Source organism: Pseudoalteromonas sp. Isolate3 (genome assembly GCF_022398505.1).
Taxonomy (GTDB): Bacteria; Pseudomonadota; Gammaproteobacteria; order Enterobacterales; family Alteromonadaceae; genus Pseudoalteromonas; species Pseudoalteromonas apostichopi.
This window is the reverse complement of sequence record NZ_JAKEVN010000008.1, coordinates 25,192-48,469: the sequence shown is the minus strand read 5'-3', so window position 1 is coordinate 48,469 and position 23,278 is coordinate 25,192. Positions and strand designations below refer to the sequence as shown.

23 protein-coding genes are annotated in these 23,278 nt (G+C 40.5%); 1 reads left to right on the top strand and 22 read right to left on the bottom strand.

Translation table 11 applies throughout. From position 1 onward, the window contains the following. The 7 genes from L1D46_RS03370 to L1D46_RS03340 all read right to left on the bottom strand — a co-directional run bounded on the left by L1D46_RS03370 (position 1) and on the right by L1D46_RS03340 (position 2,738). Positions 1–384 (bottom strand): DoxX-like family protein, encoded by a 384-nt coding sequence (locus L1D46_RS03370; RefSeq protein ID WP_130052521.1) that lies wholly within the window; start codon positions 382–384, stop codon positions 1–3. Between the two features lie 49 nt (positions 385–433). Beyond that, the gene (locus tag L1D46_RS03365; protein WP_205987947.1) at positions 434–850 is read right to left on the bottom strand and encodes a DUF805 domain-containing protein; all 417 of its coding nucleotides are present in this window, start codon (positions 848–850) and stop codon (positions 434–436) included. A 189-nt stretch (positions 851–1,039) separates the two neighbouring features. After that, on the bottom strand, positions 1,040–1,567 hold the full coding sequence (locus tag L1D46_RS03360) for a DUF4240 domain-containing protein (protein WP_062565591.1): 528 nt from the start codon (positions 1,565–1,567) through the stop codon (positions 1,040–1,042). Then, positions 1,564–1,758 carry a YwbE family protein gene (locus tag L1D46_RS03355; protein WP_130052523.1) on the bottom strand — a complete coding sequence of 65 codons (195 nt, stop codon included), beginning with the start codon at positions 1,756–1,758 and terminating at the stop codon, positions 1,564–1,566. Before L1D46_RS03355 ends, L1D46_RS03360 begins: the two co-directional genes overlap by 4 nt. A 59-nt stretch (positions 1,759–1,817) precedes the next feature. Then, entirely contained in the window at positions 1,818–2,264 is a 447-nt protein-coding gene (locus L1D46_RS03350) for a hypothetical protein (RefSeq protein WP_130052525.1), read from the bottom strand. Between the two features lie 2 nt (positions 2,265–2,266). Further along, complete coding sequence (locus L1D46_RS03345; RefSeq protein ID WP_130052527.1) at positions 2,267–2,539, bottom strand: hypothetical protein; 273 nt, start codon at positions 2,537–2,539, stop codon at positions 2,267–2,269. Beyond that, positions 2,532–2,738 carry a hypothetical protein gene (locus L1D46_RS03340; protein WP_130052529.1) on the bottom strand — a complete coding sequence of 69 codons (207 nt, stop codon included), beginning with the start codon at positions 2,736–2,738 and terminating at the stop codon, positions 2,532–2,534. Before L1D46_RS03340 ends, L1D46_RS03345 begins: the two co-directional genes overlap by 8 nt. 88 nt (positions 2,739–2,826) lie before the next feature. On the opposite strand from L1D46_RS03340, the gene L1D46_RS03335 reads away from it, so the two are divergent. Further along, positions 2,827–3,633: an ion transporter gene (locus L1D46_RS03335; RefSeq protein WP_175580486.1), complete on the top strand. Its 807-nt coding sequence runs from the start codon at positions 2,827–2,829 to the stop codon at positions 3,631–3,633. 54 nt (positions 3,634–3,687) lie between these two features. On the opposite strand, the gene L1D46_RS03330 is transcribed toward L1D46_RS03335, so the two are convergent. The 15 genes from L1D46_RS03330 to L1D46_RS03260 form a co-directional block, all read right to left on the bottom strand. After that, positions 3,688–4,068, bottom strand: coding sequence for a VOC family protein (locus L1D46_RS03330; RefSeq protein WP_130052532.1), 381 nt, complete (start codon positions 4,066–4,068; stop codon positions 3,688–3,690). A 344-nt stretch (positions 4,069–4,412) separates the two neighbouring features. Further along, positions 4,413–4,718, bottom strand: a complete 306-nt coding sequence (locus L1D46_RS03325) for a hypothetical protein (protein ID WP_130052534.1) — start codon at positions 4,716–4,718, stop codon at positions 4,413–4,415. 54 nt (positions 4,719–4,772) lie between these two features. Continuing rightward, entirely contained in the window at positions 4,773–5,096 is a 324-nt protein-coding gene (locus L1D46_RS03320) for a hypothetical protein (protein ID WP_130052535.1), read from the bottom strand. A 549-nt stretch (positions 5,097–5,645) separates the two neighbouring features. Beyond that, positions 5,646–6,080, bottom strand: a complete 435-nt coding sequence (locus L1D46_RS03315) for a GNAT family N-acetyltransferase (RefSeq protein WP_130052537.1) — start codon at positions 6,078–6,080, stop codon at positions 5,646–5,648. A gap of 2 nt (positions 6,081–6,082) precedes the next feature. Further along, positions 6,083–7,615 (bottom strand): EAL domain-containing protein, encoded by a 1,533-nt coding sequence (locus tag L1D46_RS03310; protein ID WP_130052539.1) that lies wholly within the window; start codon positions 7,613–7,615, stop codon positions 6,083–6,085. 105 nt (positions 7,616–7,720) lie between these two features. Next, positions 7,721–9,679 carry a methyl-accepting chemotaxis protein gene (locus L1D46_RS03305; protein WP_130052541.1) on the bottom strand — a complete coding sequence of 653 codons (1,959 nt, stop codon included), beginning with the start codon at positions 9,677–9,679 and terminating at the stop codon, positions 7,721–7,723. 283 nt (positions 9,680–9,962) lie between these two features. Beyond that, the gene (locus tag L1D46_RS03300; protein WP_130052543.1) at positions 9,963–10,574 is read right to left on the bottom strand and encodes an FMN-binding negative transcriptional regulator; all 612 of its coding nucleotides are present in this window, start codon (positions 10,572–10,574) and stop codon (positions 9,963–9,965) included. A gap of 61 nt (positions 10,575–10,635) precedes the next feature. Further along, entirely contained in the window at positions 10,636–11,778 is a 1,143-nt protein-coding gene (gene asd, locus L1D46_RS03295; protein WP_130052545.1) for an aspartate-semialdehyde dehydrogenase, read from the bottom strand. 122 nt (positions 11,779–11,900) lie between these two features. Continuing rightward, positions 11,901–12,797 (bottom strand): lipid kinase YegS, encoded by an 897-nt coding sequence (yegS, locus tag L1D46_RS03290; RefSeq protein ID WP_130052547.1) that lies wholly within the window; start codon positions 12,795–12,797, stop codon positions 11,901–11,903. Between the two features lie 403 nt (positions 12,798–13,200). Next, positions 13,201–15,891 (bottom strand): TonB-dependent receptor, encoded by a 2,691-nt coding sequence (locus tag L1D46_RS03285; protein ID WP_130052549.1) that lies wholly within the window; start codon positions 15,889–15,891, stop codon positions 13,201–13,203. Positions 15,892–15,956: 65 nt separating this feature from the next. Further along, positions 15,957–20,057 (bottom strand): hypothetical protein, encoded by a 4,101-nt coding sequence (locus tag L1D46_RS03280; protein WP_130052551.1) that lies wholly within the window; start codon positions 20,055–20,057, stop codon positions 15,957–15,959. A 290-nt stretch (positions 20,058–20,347) separates the two neighbouring features. Next, positions 20,348–21,655 (bottom strand): tetratricopeptide repeat protein, encoded by a 1,308-nt coding sequence (locus tag L1D46_RS03275; protein WP_130052553.1) that lies wholly within the window; start codon positions 21,653–21,655, stop codon positions 20,348–20,350. 17 nt (positions 21,656–21,672) lie between these two features. Further along, positions 21,673–22,278 carry an energy transducer TonB gene (locus L1D46_RS03270; RefSeq protein ID WP_054552071.1) on the bottom strand — a complete coding sequence of 202 codons (606 nt, stop codon included), beginning with the start codon at positions 22,276–22,278 and terminating at the stop codon, positions 21,673–21,675. Positions 22,279–22,290: 12 nt separating this feature from the next. Beyond that, positions 22,291–22,704: a biopolymer transporter ExbD gene (locus tag L1D46_RS03265; protein ID WP_063707380.1), complete on the bottom strand. Its 414-nt coding sequence runs from the start codon at positions 22,702–22,704 to the stop codon at positions 22,291–22,293. A 46-nt stretch (positions 22,705–22,750) separates the two neighbouring features. Then, the gene (locus tag L1D46_RS03260; protein ID WP_054552070.1) at positions 22,751–23,278 is read right to left on the bottom strand and encodes a MotA/TolQ/ExbB proton channel family protein; all 528 of its coding nucleotides are present in this window, start codon (positions 23,276–23,278) and stop codon (positions 22,751–22,753) included.

The following is a 23,278-nucleotide window of genomic DNA, read 5'->3' as shown; positions in this document are numbered from 1 at the left end:
TTACTTTTTTGGCGCTTTTTGCTCATTTATAAGCACTAGACTAAACGCGATTATGGCAAGGTTTGTAGTTACAGGATTAAACGCTTCGATTAAAAGTGCGGGTTGTAAAACAGCAACAAACAGCATTAGCCCAACTAAAGCAGCTATATTGAGAATATTGATTAAGATGGAACGGTAGAAAATAAAAAACAGCACGGCAAATATAATTTCACCTATGCCAGCTGCTCGGGTGATGAGCGTTGAGATTTCGGGATTAAAACCAAAACTGGCTGTCATTTTTAGCTCTAGGGGGGCAATGTGAATAAGCTTTGGTATCAGCCCATGATAAAACCAACTAAAGCTAATAATAAATCGAGCTATTTGAATCGTATTTAAATGCTTCATTAGACAAGTTGGCTTTGTGTGCTCTGTTATTCAGAGCACACAGTATAGCTTATAAGCTAGTAGGTTGACCGAAACGGTTCTCAGCTTCATCACCAGCTAAAAAACCATTTTCAATTAAAGCCCAGATAGGACCAATTAATGGCACAAAACTAATTAGTACCCACCAACCTGATTTATTACGGTCATGCCAGCGTTTCACTTGAATCGCAAGCGAAACCCATATTAGCGGAATATAGAGAATAAGCATGATTACAGAAATAGCAGACTCATTACCACCTGTTAATAGTGCTACTAAAAACATAAGAACAAATGAAGCTAAAATCATACCTAATGCTGAATACCAATAAGTCTTACGAGGAATACGTCCTTTAAAAGAAAACAAAATTTCTTTTATGCTTAAAGTGGTTGTTTCTGTTGATGCTGTAGCGAGGTTTGCTTCTGGGGCTTGATATACATTTTCTGACACTGTCATTTCCTTTGATATGTGTTGTAGCAAACCGATTTAATCTAGTCTGCTGATTTATATTGTAAATAGTGCTGAATTCAGCATTAATAAGATAACACAAAGTGAATAGATTTGGGTACTAAGAAATTACTTAAAAGCCATAGACAAGTAAGTATAAAGACATAAAAAAGCACCCTTAGGTGCTTTTATTTAACTCGGTTGTTGCCAATACTTGGCGTATAAATTTGGGTAGGTTTGTTTTAAAAACTTTGCTTTATCTTTAAAACGTTTACCTTTTGGTTGCTCAAGGCCTGATGGCACAAAGGGTAATTCGTCATCATTACGCTCTTCGTACAACATACCGGCAATCAAGTCGTACTCATCTAAATACGGGTAAGGCTGTTCGTTTAAATGATAAACTGGCGTACACTCAGCAATTGAGTCTGGGTTTTCAAGCGCCTTTAAAAAAGCCTGTTCACCACGTGAAATAAGCCAACATAAAAACTCAGAAAAGCCATAATCATCGTTACAACCGGCCATTACATAAGCTGCACCAAATAAGTCCCAGGTATAGGCTTTACGCATACGTAGGTTAAACTGCTTATCAAATTCCATCAGCTGCTGGTCAGATAAATCAGTCAGTTTTGCTTTTAATGCATTACAAACAGACTCAGGCTCGGCAGTTTTATCTTCGGCGGTCACGAGTTGCCAAAATTCACTTTCGCTTAAAACACTCATGATAAAATCTCTTTCACGCGCCCTACTTGACCATCATCAAGTTGAACTTTAATACCATGCGGGTGATTCGGTGACTTAGTTAAAATACGTGACACTATACCTTGAGTTAACTGACCAGTTCGTTGATCTTGTTTTAATACAATGTTGACTTCGCAGCCAATTGAAATTTGTGAACGCGTAGGCACTGCCATTGCTATATCTCTTTCAATAATTTTTGCCGATTATAGCCATTTGCAGCTGGCTTACCAAATTAAACCTGTTTGATTGGGCTGTTTTTAAGCAGCTCCTTTGGCAATATTTCATTTAAACGTTCAGTAATGGCTTGAGCTTTGCCTTTAATTTGAAAATCGAAGCCTTGGCCGTTGCCATCTAAAATGACAGCTAAATAGTTATCAGCAACTTTCAATTGTGTAATACGGCTCAACTCAAGAGTCTCTACTTGCTCGCCATAATACACCTGCTTAACCGTGAGGCTTGTGTCTGTTGCTGTGAGTGTTTTACTAAGGGCTGTTTTGGCTACAAACTTTTCTGTATAGCGATAGGCCTGTGCCAAAAAACCGATAGCAAATATAAAACCAGTAAAACTTGAAATAGGTAATGAGTCTGATTGCAAGCTGTACACACCAATAATACAAAACAACACAGCAAGAGCTAGGTTTAACCTAACCATCTGTTTAGGGGTTAAATTTAAATTCATTTTTATTCCTTTAAAAACGCAATTGCTTTTGGATTGATCGCTAAATCTATTGCACTCAATTCTTTGATAATTAGACTGCTAATTAACTGGGTTTGCTCAGCTGTAATCGGCAGCTCTTTACAGTAACAACTTACTCTCAGCGATTGCGGTAGTTTTTTTAGATCAGCAGTATGAGTTAACCATGAAAATTCGTGTACTTGTTCTTTTGCTTGTTCGCACGCTTGCGTTAACGCAACTCGAATAGCCTTATCTTGGCGCTTTTCAGTTTTAGTCATGTTCTGCTTGTTGTTTTTTAAATTCTTCGTAGCCATCTTGCTGGCGCTTTACACACTCATGGTACTCTTTATCTGCCATATGATTGCATTCACTTAAACGCGCCGATTGAATTTCATGATAACGGGCGTCTGAGCTACAAGCTGACAAGAGCACTACAACAGTCGCGATGATGGCCAATTTTAAAGCATTAAAAAACATTAAATTTCCTTTATGTAGTTATACATTGGTGCTGCGTTTTCCTGTATATTGCGTGGGTTTAAATATTATTACCAAAGGGTTCTATATGATGTTGTCGCAGTTACAAGAGCTGTTTCAGCGTATCGATAAAAGTAAAATTTTTCAATCATTTGTTATCGCTGTCATTGTTATTTCAGCACTAACAGTGGGTGCACATACCTATTCATTACATCCTACAGCTGAGCTTGCTTTACATTGGATGGACGTAGGTATCACGGTATTCTTTTTAGTTGAACTAGTGATCCGTTTTATCGCAAGCCGTGGCTTTAAAGATTTTTTCAGCAAAGGTTGGAATATTTTTGATTTCATAATCGTGGTCGGTAGCCTTTACCCTGCAGCTGGATCAACAATTTTTATCGCTCGATTACTGCGTATTTTCCGCGTTCTGCGACTAGTCTCTATGATCCCAGAGCTTAGACTGCTGGTTAACTCGCTTTTAAAAGCTATTCCGCAAATGGGCTATATTGCCCTACTTATGTTTGTGATTTTTTATATTTATGCCGCTATGGGTAGCATGCTGTTTGCTGATATAAACCCTGTATTATGGGGCGATGTATCTATTTCTATGCTCACCCTATTTAGGATTGCAACGTTCGAGGATTGGACTGATGTCATGTATGAGACCATGGCTGTGTATGAACTCAGTTGGATTTTCTACCTAACGTTTATCTTCTTAACTGCCTTTATATTTTTAAACATGATGGTGGGTGCAATTTTAGAAGTCATGTCTGAAGAGCATCGCAACGCTCGAGAAGAGCAAACATCTGATGCCGACATGCCTGCAACCAAAGGACAAATTGCTCAGCTACAAGCTGAAATGGCCGAACTAAAACAATTACTGAAAGAAAAGCAGTAACATTTTAAGAGGTTAGTTTTTAGATATTAGGCGCTAGGACCTAGCGCCTTTAATTTATCCTCTTTTTTCTACTTTCCATGGTGGGTTTAAGCGGTTCTCTCCGGCCCAATACAATTTAATTTTATTACCTGATGGATCTTTTAAAATTGCTTCTTTCCATAAATAACGCTGGGCGGTTGGTGGCTGTTCAAAGTTAATGCCTTTTTCAACAAGGCTTGCGTAGAGCTCATCGAGCTGCTCATGTTCAAAATAAATTACCGCATGATTATTATAATTATCGGTTTCTAATGACAGCGAAAATGTGGCATCACCATCTGGGCATTGAAAGCGTGCGTAATGCGGGGTATCTACAATCTGAATCATTCCCAGTGTTAAGTAAAAAGCCACCGCTTCATCCATATCTTTTACAGGTAACGTCACCTGATTGAGCTTCATTTTCAATTCCAATGTAATTCAATATTCGTTATGTCAGCATATCGCGAACAGCAAATTAAGCAAAAGATAAGTGACGAGTTACAAGTTACAAGGGGAAAGTTAGCAAGCTACAAGATGAAAGTTGTAGGAGGCGTTTCAACGCCGAGCAAATAGCATCGATTTTACATCGCGTCCTAGAGCCTGAATCCTAGCGCCTAATGTTTTTCCAACGTAGGCGTGAAACTTGTTTCGCGCGTTTGTTTATAAGAGGCGTTTCAAAGCCAAACATTTATGGTTCACGGCAAAAGCCGTTCCTACATGAAAATGTTCAAGGTTTTGTCGCCATAAATAGCGACTTACAAAGACTAGCCATTGGTAAAAACTAATTGAGATGGGTTGTCTGTTTGAATAAACAAGACTCTTGTCACTGTTGAACCTGATTCGTCTTTTGATGTGTTTGTGAAAAGGTAGTTTTCATCAAAAGTACTCAACTTATCAAGATCAAAATCAGAGTTAGCCTCATGGTGAAATGACATAGCACAGACTTTACCTCTACAAGCAAAGTCTTCAGCATAAACGTCGTTTGTGCGAATTTGACTCAACATCTCGAGCAGCTTAACTTCTCTTTCTATTGAATTATCTGTTTCTTCAGTAACTCGTACATTATTCAAAAAGTCATGAAATTCAGGAATTGTGATTGCGCCAAATACGCTTTGCTGTTTAATTTACCCATTATCAGTGATGAATGAATTGGTAACAGATTCTGATGATGAAAAATGTCTATCAGCTAAATTCGTTTGTTGACCTTGCTCTTCACTCACCTTATTACCTTCAGGCTCTGAACTGGCTAATTGTTTAACTTGAATAGTGCTTTGATGTATATCTTTGTTATTCGCCGAGATCACTTCTTTATTAGAATCACTATTAACTTGACTCTCTATTACGGTAGCCGTCACCTCACTATTGTTGCTCGATGAAGTAACCAAATAAGTTATTAGCGAACTGATAGCAATCAAAATTAAAACTGTGAATCCATTTAGTTTAACCATTACTAAAATCCTTTTATTTTTAAACCTTAATCCCCTGAAAATACAATAGATTATTTTGTATGACAAGTAATGATTTTTTAGTTTGTAAGATACGAGAGTAAAGTTTGTAGGAGGCGTTTCAACGCCGAACAAGTAGCAGCGATTTTACATCGCGTCCCAGAGCCTAAATCCTAGCGCCTAATGTTTTCCAACGTAGGCGTGAAACTTGTTTCGCGCGTTGTAGGTCGTGCTTTAGCGCGTTAAAAGAGAAGTTTGCGAGTTACAAGGTGAAAGTTTCAGGAGGCGTTTTAACGCCGAGCAAGTAGCAGCGATTTTACATCGCGTCCCAGAGCCTAAATCCTAGAGCCCAATGTTTTCAATCGTAGGCGTGAAACTTGTTTCGCGCGTTGTAGGTCGTGCTTTAGCGCGTTAAAAGAGAAGTTAGCGAGATATGAGAGTAAAGTTTGCGAGTTACGAGAGTAAAGTATGTAGGAGGCGTTTCAACGCCGTACATTCATCGTTCACAGTTATTGTCGCCATAAATGACGACCTACATGGCTGTAGCCATTCCTACACGAGTTCCATGTGTAATATTGGAAATGGTTTGCCCATATCATCTAAAGGTGAGCGTGAGATAACTTTAAACCCCATATGTTGATAAAACCCAACTGCAAGTGGGTTTTGCTCATTAACATCCACTTTGTTGGCTGCTAATTGCTCAACCGCATAGTTCAAGAGTACTTTACCTATCCCCTCACCTCTGGCAGCATCTAAAATGAACAACATTTCAATTTTGCTATCGTGAACACCAACAAAACCTAAAATTGCTTTATGTTCATCCTTTATGCACTTCAAAGTAACATTTGGAAAAGCCTGCTCAATGATAATGGGCTTAAAAAAGGCTATGTCGTCTTCTGTTATAAAATCATGTGTCGCTCGAACTGAGTTTTCCCATACACTAAGTAGTTCTGGGAAATCTTCAGTGTTCACACTTTCTATTTTCATTGTCATCCTTGCTGGCCATCTAGTGCTTTATTTAGCTCGGTTAATGGTAAAGACTTATAAAAATACCAACCTTGAATTTGATGATTAGGATTAAAAGCTTTTATGAAGTTATATTCTTCAAACACCTCAACCCCTTCAAAAATGACCAAGCGATTAAGATTTGTAACCAGAGACATAATGGCTAATACCATATCCTGTTTAAATTCATCCGTTATTGATTGTGTTAATATTTTATCAATTTTAATGATGTCGAAGTTAATTTCAGTGAGCCACACAAGGTTAGATACTCCTGTTCCAAAATCATCAAGAGCAATAATAAAGCCATAGTACTTTGCCCGTGTTGCAAAGTTAGATAACTCTTCAAGTGGCAAACCTATTCGCTCTGTAATTTCTATTTTTACTTGCTGCGGCTTTATTTTATAACTCATACAAAGTTCGTATAGGTTATCTAAATACTCTGAAGTTTTAATTTCGTACGCATTAACATTAATCGCAACTGTGAACTCGGGATCCCTATGTAAAATAGCTGAAAGCTCTGCAAATGCTCTTTTAACTAAGTCATATGCTAAGGTTGAGTACAAGCCTAACTGTTCTGCGATACTTAAGAAAAGTTCAGGTGATACATTTCCATGAACGGCGTCTTTCCACCTAACTAGGCTCTCCACACCAATTATTTTATTATTTTTCAGCTCAATTATTGGTTGGTACTCTAAATATAATTCACCGTTTTTTATAGCTTTACGCAACCTAAACTCGATTGAAGAGTTCTTATCAAAATATGAAATAACAGAATAAGCAATTAAAAAACTTATTAACCCGATTAAACAAATAAGTGATGACGAGATAAAAATTGGTAAATAAAGTAGCCCAGGACGATTATTTAACGTCTCTACGCAGTATTCGAATTTTGAACTGCAAATTTTTAATTCCTGAGAATTTAATAACGTATCCTTTTTGAACTGATACTCAGATTTGTAGTTATGGAAAGTATGGCTCTCATTTTTTGAAATAATTTTATAAGAAAACCCTTTTTCAAGATGGTCAAAACTCTTAAATGGTTCATTAATTGTGAAAGCAATCACGTTGTCTTTTTTTGTTATATCGTATCTGGCTGGAACTGGGAAAATATTCCCTACCTTCGAAGCGAATTGATACCCCGAGGAAGAACTATAAAACTCTCTTGCAAATAAAATTGGAGTTTCAAATAGTCCCCAGTTTGCTGAACAACCGACCTTACCATCAAAAATTAGACCTAAGTCATGAGTGTATTCATATTTTGAAAGAATTATACGTAATGTGTTGATGGAATCAGAGTCACATCTATTAGGAGATAGCGTTGCGACTTCTTGGATAGAAGCCACTATATCATTCGATATATTTTCTGCTTTAGTTAATAGAGATTCAGCAAACTGCTTTTGATGATTTACTTGAAGGTAGCTTATGAGGAGGTGGAGACTCAGCGTAAAAAATAGCATGATAAAAAATATATAAATAGTTTGTTTGTTATTGTTTAGCTGAAATATTTTTCCCTGCATGTTCTACTTTAGGTTTGATAATACCAACATAAAAACTAACCTTTAATCTCTATTTAATCAACAAAAAAGGGACAAGGTTAGTATCCAAGCATAATTTTAACTACTCTAAACTTTAAACTTACCTACTAAATCAGTAAGCGTGTTCGATAATAAGTTTAGTTTCTCTCCGTTGCCTCTTGCACTTTCAGCAATTTCGCTGACATCATCCGCCGCGTTTTTAATCTCTACCACATTACGATTAATGTCTTCAGCTACATGCTGTTGCTCTTCAGCTGCTGTCGCGATTTGTGTATTCAAATCGCTAATATTAACAATTGACGCGGTTATTTCACTAAATTGTTGCTGTGCTGAATGGGCTAACTCAACTGTTTTATTTGTGCGGTTTAAGCTGGTTGTCATTTCTTTTGACACTTGATCAGACATCTTTCGTAAGGAGTCTAATTGGCTTGCAATTTCTTCTGTTGATTCAGATGTTCTTTGTGATAATGCACGAACCTCATCTGCAACAACCGCAAAGCCTCGGCCATGGTCGCCCGCCCTCGCCGCTTCAATTGCCGCATTTAATGCTAATAAATTGGTTTGTTCTGCAATCCCTCTTATTACGCTCAATATCGACATGATGTTTTCACTTTCAGCATCAAGTTGGTTTATATCTTGAGTTGCTTTGGTGATCACTTCAGACAAAGATACAACGCTATCAACAGTCTGAGAAATCACACTTTGTCCAAGCTCTGAGGCTTGTTGAGTTTGCGATGCAAGCTCAGCTGCATTTGCACAACTGGCAGAGACCTCATTAGCAGTCGCTGCCATTTCATTAATCGCTGTGGCCGCCATTTCAAGAGCTTGTTGTTGCTGCGATGTTGAGCCTGACAGTTGTGCGGCCTGTGATGATGTTTGTGCGGAGGTATCACTCACATTTTGAGCGCAATCATTAATTTGCGTAACTAAATCCGATATCAGGTTCAAAAATAAATTAAAGCTGTTTGCTAATTTGGCCGTTTCATCACGTGTTTTAATAACCAAACGTTTGGTTAGATCACCACCACCTTGCGATATTTCTGTCAGGCCATCACTTACTTCAACAATAGGTGCTGAAATTAATTTAGAAATGTAGCTAGCAACTAGAATGAATACAGCAATCAGAATTGCACTGATGACTAAAATAGTAATCGTCATTGCATTTGCGGCACTCATCACTTCAGATTTTTCAACTAAGCCTATAAATTTCCAGCCTAGTTTTTGTGAGGTATAAATATTCGCTAAGTAATCTTTACCATTAATGTCTATTTCAAATTGACCATGATTATTCTCAGCGAGCTGCTTGTATTTTCCGTTATTGACTTGTGCTAGCTGCTTAAACCTGTAATCAGCATTTTTAACGTCAACGAGTACATTGCCACTGTCTTCAATCAGCATTAAATAGCCAGTTTCACCAAGTTTAATGTTCGCAATAATATCGGTAAGCCCCTGCAAGGATACATCCATGCCTTGCACACCAATAAACTCGCCCTCTTCTTTAATTGCCTTAACAGTAGAAACAATTACCATGTCATCTACTGCCCAATAATAGGCATTGGTTCTTACTGTTTTACCATTTGCAGCTTTACCTGTTTCGTACCATGGCCTAACTCTTGGGTCATAATTTGCTGTTACTTCACCCTCTGGCCATTGAATATAACCACCTTGTTCATTACCCATGTAGATATAAGCAAGTCCCGGGTGGGTTACGCCAAAGTGATCAAACAAACTAAAAGCGTTTTTTTCGGTGCTACTGCCACTTAAATGATCAAGCATCTCTGCACTAGGTGATTGCATATGGGTTTTAACGCCTTGCTTGGCGTCTAAGATAGCGGTATGAGAAGCAAGGTAATCGACATTTTTCTCAATTTCTGCAAAAAACATACTGATACCATTATCGACTTGTCTGGCTTCTCTTTCACTAAGCTCGGCAAAATTGTCGAGAGCTTGCTGTCTTGTTTGTGTAATTACAAGCGCAGCAATGATGATCAGCGGCAGCGCGATGGCTGATGCAAAAGCGAGCTTTAATTTTTTTGAGATATTCATAGCATACTTCCAACTAGGTACTTAAGAAAATATAGTGAGGCCTTGGAAGTTCAGCAAATAAATAAGTGTTTATTTTTATGGGGCAAAATAGATTGGGCTAATAAAATCAATGTGCAGTTTATGGCTATTTTTATTGTCTATACCCAAAACTTACCTTCATATATATGTCATTTAGTTGACATGAACATGGAATGTACTAACTTTAGCCTTAGTAATTAACATGCTTTTAACAAAACCATGCTAGGTACTTTCCAACCAATTGGCAGCATTTGCTGGATGCAAATTAGCTGCCTATTCCTACTTCGTGTTTTAGCATATAGCTAAGTAAAGCCTGACAATCAGGGTGTTTATCGGCCTTTAACCCAGCTACAACACCTTGCTGATCCGCCGCCGATTTATGCTGGCCTAACTTTTCTTTTGCCTGAATTGAGTCAAGTTCAATTTTAATGCCTACAATTCCCCGCAGTAACTTTGCTTGATATTCATCTGGTAGCAAACTGGTATCGTTTAAAATACTTGGCTCGTATTGCCTAATTAGCTCATCTAGGCAAGCTAAGGTGTTTTCATCATCAAGATATGCAACCTTACCCTTGGCATGAACCACAGCATAATTCCATGTCGATACAGCAGGCTTTTCTGCATACCATGTCGGAGATATATAACTATGAGGCCCATTAAAAACCACTAATACCCGAGTATTTTGCAAGCTTTTACCATGACCATTTGCCCGTGAAACATGACCATATAAGGTCCCAAACTCGCCCTCATCGGGTTTATAAACTAATGGTAAATGAGTTGCCTCAAACTCACTATCAACCATTAATGCAAAGCTGTAGGTTTTAATAAACTGCGACACTCTTTCGGGTGTCATTTTCCATTTACTAGGCGTGTGCATTACTTTCCTTTAGTGCTAAAAAAGGCCAGCAAGCTGCTAGCCTTAATGTTGAGTTGTGTGATTAATGTTGACCATCAACAATAATGCGTAACATGCGGCGAAGTGGCTCTGCAGCACCCCATAACAGTTGATCACCAACCGTAAACGCGCTGATATATTCAGGGCCCATCGCTAATTTACGAATACGACCAACAGGAATAGACAGTGTGCCAGTTACTTTTACAGGTGTTAAGTCTGTAGCAGAAATGTCACGGTCATTAGGGATCACTTTTACCCACTCATTGTGAGAAGCAAGAATTTCTTCAATTTTCTCAACGCTAATGTCTTTGCGAAGCTTAATTGTCATTGCTTGTGAGTGACAACGCATTGCACCAATGCGAACACATAAGCCATCAACAGGGATAGGTTGTTCGCTGCTGCCTAAAATTTTGTTCGCTTCAACTTGCGCTTTCCACTCTTCTTTACTTTGACCACTTGGCATTGGTACATCAATCCAAGGAATGAGGCTACCTGCTAAAGGCACACCAAACTGGTCTTGCGGTAAATCGCTTGAGGCAATTTTTTCGGTGACTAATTTGTCAATTTCAAGAATAGCAGCGTTAGGATCAGCAAGCTTATCAGCAACGGTTTCGTGAATTGCACCCATTTGTGCAATTAATTCTTTCATGTTGCGAGCACCTGCACCAGAAGCCGCTTGATATGTCATTGGGCTAACCCATTCAATCAAGTCTTGCTCAAATAAACCGCCAAGTGCTAATAACATAAGTGATACGGTACAGTTACCGCCAACATAAGTTTTAACGCCTTGCTCTAGGCCCGCTGTGATAACATCTTTATTTACCGGGTCAAGCACAATAATACTATCGTCACTCATGCGCAGTGCCGATGCCGCATCAATCCAGTAACCTTGCCAACCTGATTCGCGTAATTGCGGGTAAACGGCTTTGGTATAGTCACCGCCTTGGCAAGTGACAATAATATCCATCTTTGCAAGCTCAGAAATATCATTGGCATCTAAAAGCGGTTTAGCTGGGCCAGCAAGATCAGGACCTAATTGACCGGTTTGAGAGGTGGTGAAAAAAGTCGTGTCGATATTAGAAAAATCATTTTCTTGCTGCATACGTTCTAATAACACAGAGCCAACCATGCCCCGCCAACCGACTAATCCTACTTTTTTCATTGTTTGTTCCACTGTTTGATTCATTCAAATTACCTAAACTGTTAAAAATTAAAGTCCATTGCGTGAGAATTTAATTTTTACAGAAGTAATCTAGCATTGCGGCCCAAGCAAAACCAGCGCAAACCGAGTAACATCAAAATTTTTCATCATCGTATTAGCGGACAAGCGTCTGGTAGCACCATGTTTAGCGCGCCAGCATGCACTTCAAAACGCTGTTGTTTTGAGGTGATTGGCTCGCCATCTAAGTTTATAGGCATTTCTGTTTGTGTTTGCCATTCAAGCCAAGGCACTTGAAAGCGTTTTACCCACTTTTGTGATGAATTAGGGTAGTTGCTTAGCTCTTCGATAACCGCCGGCACATCTGAAATTGCAAATGATGTAAACGCCACTAAATCAACCAAGCCATCATTTATGTATGCATGTGGCGCAAGTAGCTGACCACCACCCGCTTGGCGACCATTACACACGGCAGCAGCAATAATATCGCCCGAAGCACGCTCACCATCAGGCAGTGTTAACTCGCCACTGTAAGGTACAAAACTAAGCGCTTGTACAAGCCCTGCCAATGTATATGCGCCACCTCCTAGTATGTTCTTAAGTGCAGGCGGTGTTGTAGCGGTAATTTTAGCCCCAAAACCAGCACTGGCTACGTTCACAAAGTAACGCTCATCAACCTCTACCGTATCAATTGCATGCGGCTGACCATTGGCGGCAAGTTTAAGTGCTGGCAAGTACCCGTGAGGAATGTGGGCGGCTGTGGCAAAGTCATTCGCCGTGCCCATAGGTAAAATAGCAAGCTCTAAACGCTGTGATTTTTCTAACTTCATTAATGCATTAACTGCTTCATTAACGGTGCCATCGCCACCAGCCACAACAACACGTTTTACGCCTTCTGCTACGGCTTCATTAATAAAGCGCTTAATGTCACCGCCTTCATAGGTAACACGCACCGCCAGTGGCTGACTAGTTCGAAATTTACCGATGGCGTCACGAAGCTGCTCATCAGCCGCTTTTTTACCATTTATAATTAACCGTAAGTCCATTTTAAATCCCTGTTTTAACACTTAGAACTACCATAACACGCAATGGTTTAATATACCCAAACTACCTCAAGATGCGAGTTTCAGTTGGAATTAAAAGCGATTTAGGCAAGGCATTGATTGCAAGTAATAGTGGTTCTATTGTTAAAATCAATAACGCAGTATAAATCGCTTTTAAACCAACCCCTTGGGCGCTTCACAGGCACTTACTCTCATCGTTGTTACTTCTTAAAAGGGACTGCCATTCTTGCAAAGTAACGCCTTGATATTAAGCACCTGTGAAACGCTGAATTCTGCATCTTGAGGTGGTTTGGGTATAGACAATACAGAAACAAAAAAGCCCTGCTATTGCAGGGCTAAATCAACGTTAGGATTTATTATTGTATCCTTCCTTGGGGGAGTTTCATTAAAACTCGTAGCTGAAGCCTAAGCTAAACTTAGTGCCTTCTTCTTTCTTCCAAAGTGATAAACCTTCTTGTTCAATTTCTTTATCTTGACCAAGGATGTTTTCAATTTTGAACTTAACTTTTGTATTGAAGTTCGGGAAGTAAGAATAAACTAAATCAAGCGAATGGAATGGCTTCTCTTCTGCATCTTCGTTACCTCGAGTACCTGGTACAATAATACGCGGACCAAACACGTTATATACAAGTGATGTTGAATGGAAACCATCAGCTGAGTCATAACCCATCTGCAAGTTTGCTACCCACTCAGAGTGACCCACTAAACGGCGCTCATCGTTAGTAACAATGTTAGACACTGTATCTGCATCAAGTGCATCTTTTAATTGCTGCTCAAACAACGAATCAACACCGTCAGAATCATCAATGCCTAGTTTCACACTTGAATCAGATAGCGTAACGTTACCCGACAAAAATACACTCGACCAGTCAGCACTGATAAAGCTAAAATCAGTTAAGAAATCAACCTCAATACCGGTTAACTCACCTGATTCAGCATTAGCAGTTAATAACTGTGGTGCCGCACCACCAACACCCGCAAGCTCTACCATTTCAATAGGGTTAGTAATGTCTTTGTAGAACAATGCAACTGATAGGTTATTACCTGATGCCATATACCATTCAAAACGGAAATCAGCATTTTTAAGTTTTGAACTTTGTAATGTCGGTGAACCACGAACAAGGAATTCCGTTAACGGGTCAACGAAGAAAGTAGAGCTAACATCACGCATATCTGGACGAATCGTTGTCTCGCTTAAATTTAAACGAAATTGCATTTCTTCATCCATGATATAAGTCACAGCTAAAGATGGATAAAAGTCATCTTCTTTGATAGCTACTTCAGCTAACTCATCAGTTGTCGCATCAAACAAATTACTATGCGCCTTAAATGGCACTGATACTTGCGCAAAATCTTCCCAACGAACACCACCAGTAATACGCCAAGTGTTGTCGATAAAGTAGTCAGCCATAAAATAATAAGCATCTAGCTTATGTGCCGCACTGTATTTATCACCGTCAGTTGTTCTGTCGTCGAAAATACCTGACCCCGTTGAACTTGCATAGAAAGCATCATTATTGATGTTATCGTAAGCGAAAATTTCATCTAAACGTGAGCCAAATGAATAATCATCTGAAATACCACGGTGTGTAATACCGAATGTCGTATTATTTGCGTTACGTGTTTTCTCAGAGAAGTCGCCACCTACTTTTAGCTCAAGCTCATAGCCTTCACCATAAAATGGCATACCCATGTTCCAACCCCAGGTATCAACTTCGTCATGAAGAACTTGGAATTCACGTGTCACGTTAGTTGCAGAAACGTCCTGTAATTGCTCAGATACAAACGCCCCATCGTCATAGTTACGTTGGAAAACAGCATCAACACCACCTGGAGCATCACGGTTTGCACGGCTTGTACCGGCATACCAATCAACAAACAAGTTGTTAAAATCAATAAAGTTGTGGGTGCCTTTTAATTGGCTGGAGAACATTTCACGCTCTTCATACACGACATCAACACGGCGAAGATCACGAACACCTTCTTCCGTTTCGTTGGCATCATAGAAATTACGATTACGAACACGGTCACGCATGTCATGCAGGGCAATATTAGTCAGTTCAATTTTATGGTTTGAATTAAACTCATAACCAATATTGAATGTCCCACTCCAACGCACATTTTGTTCAGTCGATGTACCATCGTAATACTGAGCAAAACACTTGTCTTCACACCCTAAGCTGCCAAGGTTGGTACCACTTTTCTCTTGCGCTACTTCCCACTCATTTTCATAAGAAACAGCAGCAAGTACACCAAATGTGCCCATTTCACTTTCAAAGCGATCGCCTAGTGAAACTGAAAAGCTCATTTCAGGATCAACGTCTTTTTCAGTTGCTGAAATATTCCAGTCAAGAGCCGACATCAATGCTTGGCGCTCAGCCAATGTTGTATTGATATCACCCTCAAGGCCAGCACCATAAAAGGCATCGATGAACTCACTTGGTAACGCGCGAGTTCCATCGTCACGTCCCATCCAGTCATCATCACCACCTTCATAGAAGTAGCCTGTATCACTGTTATTGGTGTTATAAGAAGTACCAATATCGACTTTAAATAAAAAATCAGTCGGAATTGATTTGGTTCTAATATTTACGTTACCACCACCAAAATGCGCTGGCATATCGGGTGAAAACGATTTTTGAACACTAAGACTTTCAATAATATCTGATGGAAATAAGTCAAGCGGTACAACTGAGCGAGTTGGATCAGGGCTTGGTACATACATGCTATTAAGCTGAGTACTCGAATATCGCTCACCTAAACCACGAACATAAATGAACTTGCCATCAACAAGTGTCAAACCTGTTACACGACGAAGTGCCGATGCAGCATCGCCATCACCAGTACGAGAGATTTGCTCTGCACCCATGATATCAGCAACGAAAGCTTGATTTTGACGCTCTTGAAGAACCGCGCCAGCACTCCCTTTTAAACGCTGTCCTACAGCAACCACTTCTTCAATTTCTTGTGCTTCATCCGCTGCATAGGCAGTATTCACTGATAAGCCAACTAGTGCTGCAAGCACTGCGTGGTTTATCTTTGAACGCACAAGTTTAGAGGGGGTAAAAGATTTCATTATTATACTCCGAAAACAAAACTAGAAGCTGGCCGGGGTCGCCCCCGACCATGGATTAGAAGGTCTTAGTTAAGACCTACTTTTACCCAACCTGCTGTCCAGTCTGTTTGCGCATCCATTGCACCGATGTAATCTACTTGGTCGAAGAAGCTATTTAGGCTTGAAGCATCGGAACCGCTACCAAGTAATGCTGATTCTGCACTTGGTTGATAACCGTTGTCGCTAAGACCTAACATCGCTGCGTCCATAATAGAGTTACCTTCTTGGCCTTCGAACCAAGATTGAACATTACCAGTACCAATTGCTTGGCTTGAGAAGTTGTTATCTGCTGCACATGCAACCACTGAGTGACTGATAGTCAGTGAGCCATCTTCAGCGCGTGGAGCTGAATCTGCGCCAACTCGTAAGCAGTTTTTATAACCTTCACCACCTGTCACTACTACATTTTTAAGCATACCCGCAGTACCTGCACGTAAACGGATACCGTTTACACCATCTGCACCGATGATAGTTACGTTAGAGATAGTAGGTGTTGTTAAAGGTGATGCATCTGAATCAAACTCTGAGTTATCAGCTTCAATTGCATTATCACCTTCTGAAGAAGACTGTTTGATTAATACGTATTGTGCATTACCAGTCCAACCGAATGACCAATCAAGAGAATCATCACCAATGTTTGTCAGTACTAAGTGGCTAATGCTTGCAGTACCACCAAAGAACTCAACACCGTCGTCAAGGTTTTCGTGAACGTGGATATAATCAAGTTCAGTTTGGCTACCAACGCCAGCTAGTGAGATACCATTAAGCTCATCACCGTTACCTAGTGTTTTACCCGCTTGCTTTACAACAACATACTTAAGCGTACCTGAGTTATCTTCTGGTTGGTTACCACCGAATTGACCTGCATCACCTTCAGCTGCAACACCACAGTTTGCAAGTTCATCTGCTGTTGTTTCACCCACTTGGTCACCACAAGAGTTAGCTGGTGCGTTACCAAGAAGCACTACACCACCCCATTGACCAATACCTGTTTCAGCACCTGTCATATCTTGGATTGATGTCATAACGATTGGTTGAGTTGCTGTACCTACAGCCTCAATCTTAGAGTCACGACGCACAACTAAGAAGTCATCACCGTTTTCACCGATTAGTGTTGTACCAAATTGAACATAAAGAGTTGCACTATCAGTTCGGTCACCACCCACTGCTGTACGACCTTTTAATATCCAGTGAGCATCGTTAGTTAATGTCACGTCAGATGTGAACACAACATCTTGTGCTAACTGATACACTGGCTTATCGGTAATTTGTGGGAAGCTAGCAGAAACATCAGTCGCTAGACCTTGTTCCATTGCGTTAGTGATATCTTCAGGGAAGCTTGGGTTAACAGCAACTGTCCAACCTTCCATCCAGTTATTGTCACCGTCAAATGCACCAATGTAGCTTGTTTTAGTGAAGAATGGGTCAAGGTCTGACGCATCAACACCTGCACCTAATAGCGGAGAGTTTGATTTAGGCGTGAAACCATCTGTTGCTAAGTTTAATGTCGCTGCTGTAAGTGTTTGGTTACCTGTTTGACCTTCGAACCAAGACTGAACATTACCAGAACCAATTGCTTCAGAACCGAAGTTATTGTCTGCACTACATGCTACAACTGAGTTCTCGATAGAAAGCTCACCAGACTCAGCATTTGCTACAGAGTCAGAACCTACACGTAAACAGTTTTTGTAACCTTCAGGGCCTGTCACAACCATGTTACGGATAACACCAGCCGTACCTGCACGAAGACGAACACCGTTTTTACCGTCAGCACCAACAATCGTTACGTTTGAAAGTAGTGGCTTAGTTAATGGTGTAGCGTTTGAATCGAATTCTGAGTTATCTGCTTCGATTGCATTGTCACCTTCAACAGATGATTGTTGGATATATACGTTTTGTGCACGACCTGTCCAACCAAATGACCAGTCAAACGCGTCATCACCAATATCAGTTAGTACAACATTACGAACGTTAACAGTACCACCGAAGAACTCGATACCATCGTCAAGGTTTTGGTGAACCTGGATGTATTCAACTTTTGTTTTAGAACCAACACCAGCGAATGAAATGCCATTTAGCTCATCGCCATTCCCCAATGTTTTACCTGCGTGTTTAACGACAACATAACGAACAACACCCGAGTTGTCTTCTGCATCGTCACCACCAAATTGACCTGCATCACCTTCAGCTGCAACACCACAGTTTGCTAGCTCTTCAGGTGTTGTTTCACCTTGTTGGTCACCACACGAGTTAGCCGGTGCATTACCAAGTAATACTAAACCACCCCATTGACCGATGCCTGTTTCTGCACCTGTCATATCTTGGATAGATGTCATGGTGATTGGTGCTGTTGTATTACCATTAGCGTTGATTTGTGAACCACGGCGAACAACTAAGAAGTCATCACCTGTTTCACCGATTAATGTAGTACCCGCTTGAACATATAATGTTGCGCTATCAGTACGGTCACCACCGACTGCTGTACGACCGTTTAAGATCCAGTGAGCGTCATTTGTTAATGTTACATCTGCAGTGAAAGTTGTATCTTCAGCTAAACGATACACTGGCTTATCAGTGATTTGTGGGAATTCAGATGAAACGTCTGTCGCAAGACCTTGCGCCATTGCATTTTCAATATCAGTTGGGAAACCGCCATTGATAGCAACAGTCCAACCTTCCATCCAGTTATTTGTTGCGCTAAATGCTCCGATTTGACCATTCGCTAATAATGGTGAGCCTGCTAAAGGCATATAACCATTATCATCTAGCATTAAATCTGCAGGTGTAAGAGTTTGGTTACCGTCTTGGCCTTCAAACCACGCTTGTACAGTACCACCATTAATTGTTTCGCTACCGAAATTATTCGCAGCTGTTTGACAAGCAACAATTGAGTTAGTGATAGTTAGTGAACCGTCTTCTGCACGAGGAACTGAATCAGAACCAACACGTAAACAGTTTTCGTACGTTGCAGGGCCTGTAACGAAAACGTTTTTCAGCATACCTGCAGTACCTGCACGTAGACGAATACCATTGTTACCTTCAGCACCCACGATTGTTACGTTTTCAATGGTAGGGTTAGTCAGTGGTGTAGCGTCTGAATCAAACTCAGAGTTGTCAGCTTCAATCGCGTTATCACCTAAGTTCGCAGCTTGTTGAATGTATACGTTTTTCGCCGTACCAGTCCAACCAAAAGACCAATCTAGTGAGTCATCACCAATACTTGTAAGTACCACGTTGCTTACGTTTACTGTACCACCAAAGAACTCAATACCATCATCTAAGTTTTCGTGTACTTGAATGTAGTCAACAGTTGTAGCAGAACCAACACCGGCAAATGAAATACCGTTTAACTCGTCACCATTACCCAGAGTTTTACCAGCATGTTTAACAACTAAGTATTTCAATGTACCTGAGTTATCATCTGCAACGTTACCACCGAATTGACCTGCATCACCTTCAGCTGCAACACCACAGTTTGCAAGCTCGTCTGCAGTTGCTTCGCCTTCTTGGTCACCACATGAGTTTGCTGGTGCATTACCAAGAAGAACTAAACCACCCCACTGACCGATAGACGTTTCAACATTAGTCACATCTTGAATAGAAGTCATTGTGATTGGTTGGCTTACAGTACCTACCGATTCGATTTGTGAACCGCGACGAACAACTAAGAAATCATCACCCGATTCGCCAATTAATGTAGTACCTTGTTGGATATAAAGAACAGTATTATCTGTACGGTCGTTACCTACCGCTGTGCGACCATTTAAAATCCAATGAGCGTCATTTGTTAACGTTACATCTGCAGTGAATGTCGTATCTGCTTTTAAACGGTAAACTGGTTTATCTGTAATCGTTGGGAATTCTGAAGAAACATCTGTTGCTAAACCTTGTGTTAAGGCATTTTCGATGTCAGTTGGGAAACCAGTTGTCGCATTTTGAGAATCATCACGACCTGACTGATCGCCGCCGTTATCACCATTGTCACCACCATTATCGATGATATTAGTGATGTTATCGCCTTCATTTACAGTGGTGTCGCCTTCTTTAACGACTAAATCACCACCACAACCAGCTAAAGAAACTGCAGCAGCTACCAGACTAACTTTAAATAAGTCAGATAATTTCATTGTTCACTCCGTTAAGATAGATATTTAATTATTGTGTTAGCGCATAAACTCAAGTCACCGAAAAGCACTGAAACTTAATGCTTTTGGGACACTTGAGTTTTAAACTGCGACTACCTTACGGGAGCTGTATGACAAACTAGTTACACTTTAATAAACATAAAATGACAATATTAATTATTTTAAAAAGAGTAAGTTAGTAAACTTTAGGAACGGAAAAAAGCCGCCCGAAGGCAGCTTTGGTGTTGCGATTATAAATGAGTTCTTTTGTACGCTTACCTGTTGAATACCATTTAGAGTAAGGCGGTACGTAATGTTTCGGCGTGCACTTTTTCACGCTTCACATACTTGATCCATTGCTCAGCTAAACGCTGTGACTTTTTGTGTTTTTCCGCTTGCTCAAACGCTAAAATAGAGGCATCAAAGTTTTGTAAATTGTACTGCGCCATACCTAAGGCAACATACACATTCGATTCAAACTCTAAGCCGCCTTTATCTAGGGCTTTACGTGCTGCATCCGCTGCTTCTTCATATTTTTCAAGGTTAATGCTTACCTCTGCAATACGTTGTTCGTATTGACCATGCGTTACTAAATCCGCGGCTTTTGCAAAGTAAGGAAGTGACTTTTCGCTTTCTTTTGCTTGTACCATCGCTTCTGCAACAAAGGCATAGTTTTTCGCTGATTTTTCAGCTATACCGTCTTGCATTGCTTTACTCATCACGTTCGCGGCTTTAAAAGCCAGGCCGTTGTATAAATACACTTGTGATAATTGACGTAAATCTGATTTAGATTTCATGAAACCTTGTTGGTATGCCGCTTCTAAAATCGCTAATTGCTTTTTCTCTGCGCCCGTTTCACCGTACATGCCACCTAACTGAACCCAGTACTCTGGCTTGTTATAAAGCTTAACTAAACGCTCAAGTACCTCGACTACTTTGTCAGACTGATTAAGTGAGTAGTACATAGCACGCTGTAAGATTAGCCAGTTTTCTTTTGGCATTTCGCCCTTGCTGTCGGCTTCTGCGATAGCAAGGTTAATGCTTTCAATGCCTTTTTGGTAATCTTTAAGCTGATAATAAGCTTGAGATTTCAAAACGTAATAAGCATCTGTTTTAGGCTTATCGTTAATCACATCCCACTGCGCTAAGTATTTGATTACCTTTTCGTAATCGCTATTAGCCATCGCAAGTTGCGCTAAACTAAACATGGTGCTTACACGTAATGTTTCTGGGATCGCATCTTCGTTTACTACTTTTTCAAACGACGCAATTGCTTTATCTAGGTCATTTTCGTTGTAGTAAATAAAACCATAGAAATTATGCATCATGGCAATTTCATACGAGTTCATGCTTGAAGAGCGCTCTTGAATACTATCAAGTGCTTCCAGCCCTGCTTTTGCATCACCATCATCAGCCAGCTTTTGTGCACGAGCTAATTGGCTATAGACTTTTTCACGCAGTGCAGGTACTCGTTTGGTTTTTTGCTCTTCAGCATAGGCGGTAGCAATTGTTACACCTGGCAACATGCTAACAACGCTTGGGATTACCAGGCTGCTTGTGAAAGCAGCCGCGCAAATCACGGCAACTTTTAAAGGTTTCATAATCGCATTCCTCTTTTCTAACCGTTAATTTGGAAAGAAATTTTGTTCTGTACGCCCGCTACTTCAACAGCTTCACCGTTAACAACGCGCGGTTTATATTTAAATTTAAGTGCTGCATCCATCGCAGCGCGGTCAAACAGTGATTCAGGCTCAGCTTTAATAACTTTCGGGTCACGTACTGTGCCTTGCTTGGTTACTGTAAACTCAACAATCACATAGCCTTCAATACCACGCGATAAAGCTCGGCGCGGATAAACAGGCGCTACTTTTACAATCGGTAGGTATTCACCGTCGCTTGATTCAAGCGCTAAGCCACCCGCTAAGTTAACGTCTGCTTCAACGCTAGCACCAAAGTCAAAGTTGGCATTGCTCGCGTTAGGATCACTATTTTGCATTTGCGGTGATTCCATTGGCGGAGGTGGCTCTTTTGGCGTTGGTGGCTTTTGCGGTTTACGTTCTTTCTTTTGCACTGTCTCTTCTTTTTTCAGACGAACAAAATCAAGTACGTTTCCTTTTACGGGCTCAGACATGGCCCCTTCACCACCGGTGATCAGTGCCTGCATGCCTAAAAACAGCATGACAGTCACGATACCAGCGATGATTAATGCAACTATATAACGCATCGCTCACATTCCTTATGATGCTTCTTGCGCAGCAATCGACACATCAAATGCGCCAGCAGCTCGCGATGCATCCATAACTTTGATAAGTACATCAGTTGTGGCTTTCTTATCAGCTTGAATAACCACGCTACCTTGTGGATTTTCAGCTTTTAAGCGCTCGATATTTGCTTGTACTGCACGGATATCTACTTGGCGTTTGTTGATCCAAATTTCACCTTTGTCAGAAATAGCAACTAAGATGTTGGCACGCTCTTTTTTAACTGCAGTTGCTGCTTCCGGACGGTTAACATCAATACCCGCTTCTTTGACAAATGATGCTGTTACGATGAAGAAGATAAGCATGATGAAAACAACGTCTAGCATTGGCGTCATGTTGATTTCTTCTGCGTCGTCTTCTTGAAATAAGTTACCTAGTGGCGCTCTCATTGTTAGTCTCCTAGTGGGTGATGTGTAACATCACCCTAAAATTCGTTTAGTGGTCTAAGACCATGTTGTCTTCAAGTAATTGCACTTCACGTTTTGCTCGACGTTGTAAGAACGTTGATGCGAATACCCCTGAAAGTGCACCCACCATACCGGCCATGGTTGGAATAGTGGCTTTAGACACCCCTGATGCCATCGAACGAGCACTGCCTGTGCCTGTGATTGCCATTACATCAAATACTTCGATCATGCCGGTTACGGTACCTAACAGACCTAAAAGTGGACATAACGCAACCATTACGTTAATTAGCGCAAGGTTATTATTTAGTTGCATGCCAGCGCGTGAAATCATCGCTTGGCGAATTTGCTCTGCGTTCCAGCTGTTACGCTCTGCTCTATTGCTCCAAGTGCTCTTTACGTCTTTCTTGTAGCGTTTAAAGCCGCCAAAGAAATACATAAAACGCTCAAGTATCAATAACCACATCGCGAAGATGAGGACCCCGATGACCAAGAGAACTTGGCCACCTGTGTCGAGGAAATCACGTAGAGCATTGATTGCATCAATCAATAGCACCAT